Genomic DNA, 589 nt, shown 5'->3' with positions numbered 1-589 from the left:
AAGAAGGATTTAATACACATCTTGAAATAGTGGTGCGGGATAAACAGGACAAACGCTTTATTCCGGGGCTTAAGATACGTGGTAAGGTGCTTGATAATGACGGAAAGCAGATCATAGAAACCGATTTCCCGTTCCTGTGGCATCCATTCCTTCTGCACTATGGAGCATTTTTTAAAATTCCGAAGGAAGGAAAATATAAGGTTCAGCTGGAGATTCCCGCTCCGGAATTTCACCGGCACGATGAGATCAAAGGAAAGAGGTATGAAAATGATGTGAACGTGGAGATAGAAATTGAAATGGAAGCCGGGCGGGAACCTCATGGTCCCGAATAATCATATTCAATAATAATCCACATGCAGGAAAAACAACTTCATTCCAGCGGCAAAATCCTCTTTTTTAATAAGGACTATATTGCTGAATTCGTTTACGGCGGAATCGACGGAGCCATCACCACCTTTGCGGTAGTAGCAGGAGCCGAAGGTGCCAGCCTCGGAATTTCAGTGGTGGTTATTCTTGGTTTAGCAAATTTAATCGCAGATGGTTTTTCCATGTCTGTAGGAAATTTTTTCTCCACCAAAGCCGAAATGGA

Annotated in this window: 2 protein-coding genes; both read left to right on the top strand. The window is 43.0% G+C overall.

The features are described from left to right. The coding region (locus HC175_RS16570) for an iron transporter (protein ID WP_168139478.1) at window positions 1–332 on the top strand (332 nt) is incomplete at its 5' end. Window positions 333–353: 21 nt separating this feature from the next. Next, a partial coding sequence (locus HC175_RS16565; protein WP_209310033.1) for a VIT1/CCC1 transporter family protein occupies window positions 354–589 on the top strand: 236 nt, incomplete at its 3' end.

The sequence above is a fragment of the Salinimicrobium oceani genome (assembly GCF_012037645.1).
The sequence above is the reverse complement of the archived record's forward strand: the minus strand, read 5'-3'. Positions and strand labels throughout refer to the sequence as shown.